The organism is Micromonospora sp. ATLC20 (assembly GCF_057196585.1).
On record NZ_JBXUOV010000270.1, the window covers coordinates 1 to 5,330 of the forward strand.

The 5,330-nt window shown below is 75.8% G+C and carries 5 protein-coding genes and 1 pseudogene; 1 reads left to right on the top strand and 5 read right to left on the bottom strand.

What is annotated here, in order from left to right; all coding sequences use genetic code 11:
* Positions 1 to 42 precede the first annotated feature (42 nt).
* The 5 genes from AC2CHG_RS29745 to AC2CHG_RS29765 form a co-directional block, all read right to left on the bottom strand.
* Entirely contained in the window at positions 43 to 1,092 is a 1,050-nt protein-coding gene (locus tag AC2CHG_RS29745; RefSeq protein ID WP_262014755.1) for an ROK family protein, read from the bottom strand.
* A gap of 86 nt (positions 1,093 to 1,178) precedes the next feature.
* Positions 1,179 to 1,970 carry a putative protein N(5)-glutamine methyltransferase gene (locus tag AC2CHG_RS29750; RefSeq protein ID WP_262014754.1) on the bottom strand — a complete coding sequence of 264 codons (792 nt, stop codon included), beginning with the start codon at positions 1,968 to 1,970 and terminating at the stop codon, positions 1,179 to 1,181.
* A gap of 172 nt (positions 1,971 to 2,142) precedes the next feature.
* Positions 2,143 to 3,261, bottom strand: coding sequence for a cystathionine gamma-lyase (locus AC2CHG_RS29755; protein ID WP_484526053.1), 1,119 nt, complete (start codon positions 3,259 to 3,261; stop codon positions 2,143 to 2,145).
* An 11-nt stretch (positions 3,262 to 3,272) separates the two neighbouring features.
* Positions 3,273 to 4,280, bottom strand: coding sequence for an NAD(P)H-dependent glycerol-3-phosphate dehydrogenase (locus AC2CHG_RS29760; RefSeq protein ID WP_013284538.1), 1,008 nt, complete (start codon positions 4,278 to 4,280; stop codon positions 3,273 to 3,275).
* Positions 4,277 to 5,002, bottom strand: coding sequence for a lysophospholipid acyltransferase family protein (locus tag AC2CHG_RS29765; protein WP_402811889.1), 726 nt, complete (start codon positions 5,000 to 5,002; stop codon positions 4,277 to 4,279). Before AC2CHG_RS29765 ends, AC2CHG_RS29760 begins: the two co-directional genes overlap by 4 nt.
* A gap of 131 nt (positions 5,003 to 5,133) precedes the next feature.
* Here AC2CHG_RS29765 and AC2CHG_RS29770 point away from each other — a divergent pair.
* Positions 5,134 to 5,330 (top strand): annotated as a pseudogene (locus tag AC2CHG_RS29770) (2-phospho-L-lactate guanylyltransferase); the annotation flags it as partial.

A 5,330-nucleotide genomic window follows, 5' to 3' on the forward strand; every position in this document is an offset into this window, starting at 1 on the left:
GCGTGACGCCGACCGCCTGGGCGGCCCGTCCGGCGGGCGGCGTCAGCCGAGTGGGGCGGCGGCGGTGGCGGCACCGCGTACCGCCTCCAGCGCCGCGATGGCCACCCCCCGCGCACCGGCCATGTCCCGGTCCGGCACCAGCGCGAAGGTGGCCACCGCCCGCTGCTCCTCCCGGAGCACCGTGTGCTCGGCGACCGCGGCGAGGAACCAGTCCCGGAACTCCGGCGCCGCCTCCACCACGCCCCCGCCGACGAAGTACGCGTGCGGATCGGTGAAGTTGGCCGCGATGGTGAACAGCCGGCCCAGTGCCTTGGCCTGCTGGGTGAAGACCAGGCGGGCCAGCGGGTCGCCGCGTTCGCCGTAGCCGCGCAGCAGCTTCGCCGCCCGGTCCGGCTCCTCCGCCGCGAGCGGATGCTCCGGATGCCGGGCCAGCCAGTACGGCAGCAGGTTGCGCCGGATCGCGGTGAGCGAGGCGACGCTCTCCGCGTCCCCGGTGAAACCGCAGGCGCAGACCGGCGCCGCCTGGTCCGGCTCGATCAGGCCGTCCAGCGGGATGTGCACGTGCCCGAACTCGCCGGCCATGCCGGCCGCGCCGCCGACCACCCGGCCGGACTCCACCACGCCGCCACCGAGCCCGGTGCCGACGATCGCGGACACCGACGACCGGGCCATCGCCCCGGCGCCGAAGTAGACGTGGTGGGCGTAGAGCGCGGCGGCGTTGCCGTCGTTGGCGTACACCACAGGCAGGCCCAGCCGCCGTTCCAGCGCGGTGCGCACGTCGAAGCCCCGCCAGGCGGGCTGGGAGAAGTTCGTCGAGCCGCGGGACGAGATCACACCGGTGGCGCTGGCCGGGCCGGGCGTGTCCAGCCCGACCGCGCGGACCAGGTCACGCGGTACGCCGGTGTGGGCCAGGACGCCGTCGAACGCCCGCGCCAGCGCCTCCACCGCCGCCTCCGGGCCGGCGCCGACGTCGCTCGGGATCTCCAGCAGCCCGTCCACCAGGAACCGGCCGTCGACGGTCAGCACCGTGGCGTTGTCACTAGTGCCCCCGTTGTCCAGCCCCACCACCACCGGCACACCTGCGCTGCCCACCGCCACCGCCTCCCGCCGCGCCTGACCCGAGGCTAGTTCCCGTCCGGGCCACCCGCCACGCCCCCGGCGGGACTCCCCCGCCGCGATCAGCCGGGACGGCGGGCGGTCACCGCTGTCGCCTCGCGTTCCTCGTCGCGGACCACCGCCGGCTCCAGCCCGGCGGCGGTGAACACGGCGCACAGCTCCGGGGCCTGCGCGACGCTCACCTCGACCACGACGTGCCCGCCCGGGGCGAGCCACTCGGCCGCGCCGGAGGCGACCCGGCGCAGCACGGCCAGGCCGTCGGTGCCGCCGTCCAGCGCCACCGGCGCCTCGTACAGGCGTGCCTCGGCCGGCAGCGAGGCCACCGCGGCGGTCGGCACGTACGGCGCGTTCGCCACCACCAGGTCCAGCGTCCCGCGCCGGCCGGCCGGCAGCGCGTCGAACAGGTCGCCCTGGTAGACCGGGACGCCCAGTGGTTCGAGGTTGCGCCGGGCGCAGGCCACCGCCACCGGGTCGATGTCGGCGGCGGCCAGCCAGCGCGGCGTCAGCCGCTCGTGCAGCACCACGGCGGCGGCGCCGCAGCCGCAGCACAGGTCGAGCACCGCGGGTGCCGGCCCGGCCAGCGCCGTCGCGGTGTCGACGAGCAGGGCGGTACGACCGCGCGGCACGAAGACCCCCGGGTGTACGGCGATGCGGCGGCCGCAGAACTCGGCCCAGCCGAGCAGATGCTCCAGCGGCAGGCCGGCGACGCGACGGTCGGCCAGCCGGGTCAGCGACTGCGCCGAGTCGGCGGCGGCGATCAGCAGGTCCGCCTCGTCCTCGGCGAAGACGCAACCGGCGGCGCGCAGCCGCCGGACGAGGGCCGGACGGTCGGGGGTGAACACGGTGGATGCCATGGCAAGCCTTTCGGGAAGCGCTCGTCGGCGCCCCCGGCGTCGCCTCAGCCCCGAAGCGACGCGGACTCGGAGGGAGCACCGGTCCTCTGCTTGTGGATCGGACTCACCTCCTCGGGTCGGGGCCGCACGGGCCGTGGCTGCCCGTCACCTTAGCCCAGCGGCCGATACGCCGTCAGCCCGCCGCGTCCAGCGCCGCCGTCACGTCGGCGAGCAGGTCGGCGGTGTCCTCGACGCCGCAGGAGAACCGCACGAAGCCCGGCGTCGTGTCGTCGCCCCACTGGGCCCGCCGGTCGGCGGTGCTGTGCAGGCCACCGAACGAGGTGGCGGCGGCCACCAACCGGGAGGCGGCGAGGAACCGGGCCACCCGGCGCTCGTCACCCAGGTCGAACGAGAGCACACCCGGTACGCGCCGCATCTGGGCCGACGCGACCGGGTACGCCGGATCGTCCGGCCGTCCGGGCCAGCGCAGGCCGGTGACGTCCGGGCGGTCCGCGAGCAGGTCGGCCAGCGCCCGCGCGTTCGCGGTCTGCCGGGCCAGCCGCAGGTCGAGCGTGGCCAGCGACCGGTGGGCCAGCCAGCAGTCGAACGCGCCGGGCACGCCGCCGGTGGTGTTGCGCCAGGTGGTCGTCGCGTCCCGCAGCCCGGCGTCCCGTGTCGCCAGGTAGCCGAGCAGCAGGTCCGAGTGGCCGGTCAGCGCCTTCGTGCCGGAGGCGACCACCACGTCCGCGCCGAGGTCCAGCGGGCGCTGGCCGAGCGGCGTGGCGGTGGTGTTGTCCACCGCCACCAGCGTTCCCGCGGCGTGCGCGGCGGCGGCCACCGCCGCCACGTCGACGACGTCCAGGCCGGGGTTCGCCGGGGTCTCCAGCAGCACCAGCCGGACACCGTCGAACGACGGGTACGGCCCGGCCGTGGGCACGAGCACCACGCGTACCCCGAGCTGCTCCAGCGCGCCGGAGGCGAAGGAGCGCACCGAGTAGTAGCCGTCGGCGGGCAGCAGCACGGTGTCGCCGGGGCGCAGCACTGTCAGCAGCAGCCCGGTGATGGCGGCCTGGCCGCTGGCGAAGACCCGGCAGTCGCCGCCCTCCAGCTCGCCGATCGCCGTCTCCAGCAGCCGCCGGGTGGGGTTGTCGGGCCGCCCGTACCCGTCCACCGCCGCCGACGGGCCGCGCTCGGGGTCCAGGTGGTACGGCGCGGCGAAGACCGGGCCGGGCAGCAACGGCTGCCCGGGTACCGCGTCCGGCAGGCCGGCGTGCACGCTGCGCGTGCCGTCACCCCAGTGCTCGCTGCTCATCCCCGCTCCGCTCACTCGTACGACTCGGGCTTGGCGGTGCGGCTCATCAGCGCGTCCACCGCCAGGCGCGGATCCATCCCCTCGTGGCAGATCCGCTCGATCTGCTCGGTGATCGGCATCTCGACGCCGTGCGCGCGGGCCAGGTCGCGGATGGCCAGGCAGCTCTTGACGCCCTCGGCGGTCTGCCGGGTGGCCGCCTGGGCCTGTTCCAGCGTCTCGCCCCGGCCCAGGTGCTCGCCGAAGGTGCGGTTGCGGGCCATCGGCGACGAGCAGGAGGCGACCAGGTCACCCATGCCGGCCAGCCCGGCGAACGTGATCGGGTCGGCGCCGAGCGCCACGCCCAGCCGGGCGGTCTCGGCCAGGCCGCGGGTCATCAGCATGGCCCGGGTGTTGTCGCCGAAGCCCATCGCGGTGGCGATGCCGTACGCCAGCGCGATCACGTTCTTCACCGCGCCGCCCAGCTCGCAGCCGATCACGTCGTCGTTCGTGTACGGGCGGAAGTACGGCGTCCGGATGGACGCCTGCACCAGCGCGGTACGCCGGCTGTCGGTGCCCGCGACCACTGTGGCGGCCGGCTGTTCGGCGGCGATCTCCGGGGCCAGGTTGGGCCCGGAGACGACCACCACCCGGTCGGCGGGCACCCCGGCGGTCTCGGTGATCACCTGGCTCATCCGCTTGGTGGTGCCCAGCTCGATGCCCTTCATCAGCGACACGAGCGTGGCGTCCGGCGCCAGGTACGGCGTCCAGTCGGCGAGGTTGCCGCGCAGCGTCTGCGAGGGCACCGAGAGCACCACCACCTCGGCCCCCTCGATCGCCTCGGCGGCGTCGCCGGTGGCGGTCACCCGCTCGGGCAGGCGGATCCCCGGCAGGTACTCCGGGTTGTGCCGCCCGGTCCGGATCGCCTCGGCCACGGCGGCCCGGCGGGCCAGGACCGTCACGTCCCGCCCGGCGTCGGCGAGGATCTTGGCGAACGCGGTCCCCCAGGAACCGGCGCCCAGCACGGCGACGTGCCCGCTCATTCGGCGGCCTCCCGGGTGCCGGTGCGGGCGGGCCGCTGCCAGAGCGGCGGTGGTGTGCCGCCGCGGATCTCCGCGACCAGATCCCGGATGCGCAGCATGATGGTGTCCGTCATCTCCTCCAGGATCGGCCGGGTCGGCGTGGCGCCGGCCCAGCGGCTCAGGTCCACCGGCGGCCCGGCGATCACCGTCACCGGGGTACGCGGGCGCAGCCCGAACCGGGCCGTACGCGGGTCGAACATCCGTTCCGGGCCGACCATCGCGATCGGGACCACCGGGGCGCCGGTGGCCAGCGCCAGCCGGGCCGCGCCGGTCTTGCCCTTCATCGGCCACAGGTCCGGCTCCCGGGTGGTGGTGCCCTCCGGGTAGATCACCACCGCGCCCCCCTCGGCCAGCGCGGCGACCAGCTTGTCCAGCGACTTGACCGCCTCGACGGTGCCCCGCTCGACCGGGATCTGCTGGCAGCGGTGCAGGATCGCGCCGACCACCGGCACCCGGAACACGCTGGCCTTGCCGAGGAAGCGCGGCCAGCGCCCGGCGTCGTAGACGTAGTGCGCGACCACGAGCGGGTCGGCGTGCGAGATGTGGTTCGGCACGAGGATCACGCCGCCGTCGCCGCGCAGGTGCTCCATGCCCCGCCAGGTGCGCCGGGTCCAGACCGTCATCAGCGGCTTCACCAGCACCACGGCGAGCCGTCGCCAGAACCCCAGCCTGCGCCGTGCCACAGTGCCTCCTCGATCCGCCCTCGCGCCCCGGCACAGAATCATGCCTGTTCGCCCCCGCTGCGGCCAGTGCGGGTACCGGCGGCCTCGCTGGCAGGATGGTCGGCGTGTCTGAGGCCCGCTGGACCGTGGTGATGCCGGTGAAGCGCCTTCCGGCGGCGAAGAGCCGTCTGCGGGGCGCGCTGCCCGGCGTACCCCATGAGGAGCTGGCACTGGCCCTGGCGGCCGACACGCTGCGCGCGGTGCGGGCGTGCCCGGCGGTGGCCGGGGTGCTCGTGGTCACCGACGACCCGCTGGTGGCGGCGGCGGCCGGCGCGACGGGCGCCGACGT

Bases quoted from the DNA above. Each gene is read 5' to 3' on its own strand.
- AC2CHG_RS29750 (WP_262014754.1), bottom strand. From the start codon at position 1,970: ATGGCATCCACCGTGTTCACCCCCGACCGTCCGGCCCTCGTCCGGCGG.
- AC2CHG_RS29755 (WP_484526053.1), bottom strand. From the start codon at position 3,261: ATGAGCAGCGAGCACTGGGGTGACGGCACGCGCAGCGTGCACGCCGGC.
- AC2CHG_RS29760 (WP_013284538.1), bottom strand. From the start codon at position 4,280: ATGAGCGGGCACGTCGCCGTGCTGGGCGCCGGTTCCTGGGGGACCGCG.